At 41.7% G+C, this 451-nt stretch carries 2 tRNA genes; both read left to right on the forward strand.

What is annotated here, in order from left to right:
* Positions 1-86: 86 nt before the first annotated feature.
* A tRNA-Ile gene (locus LMH66_RS20260) sits at positions 87-163 on the forward strand.
* A gap of 65 nt (positions 164-228) precedes the next feature.
* A tRNA-Ala gene (locus LMH66_RS20265) sits at positions 229-304 on the forward strand.
* Positions 305-451: the final 147 nt, after the last annotated feature.

A 451-nucleotide genomic window follows, 5' to 3' on the forward strand; every position in this document is an offset into this window, starting at 1 on the left:
ATCACCTCCTTACCTATACGACTAACTTAATGTTTGTTGAGTGTTCACACAGATTACTTGATAGAAAGAAAGAGCAAAATTACGTTGGGTCTGTAGCTCAGCTGGTTAGAGCGCACCCCTGATAAGGGTGAGGTCGGTGGTTCAAGTCCACTCTGACCCACCAAAATCTTCTATTTCTCCTAAGATGAAGATTTTGTATTAACGTATTTTGTTTGACTGCATGTAAATGGGGCTATAGCTCAGCTGGGAGAGCGCCTGCCTTGCACGCAGGAGGTCTGCGGTTCGATCCCGCATAGCTCCACCATTTACTTACTTTTATTTAAAAGGTAAATCATGCACATTGGATAGAGACGCCAAAGATAAAGCGACAGCTTTATCTTTGGCTTTTTTAAGCCCGTTCTTTAACAATTTGGAAAGCTGATAGTATTTAATTGCATGAGTCTGTCATGTT

The sequence above is a fragment of the Shewanella sp. 10N.7 genome (assembly GCF_020806285.1).
GTDB classification, from domain to species: domain Bacteria; phylum Pseudomonadota; class Gammaproteobacteria; order Enterobacterales; family Shewanellaceae; genus Shewanella; species Shewanella electrodiphila.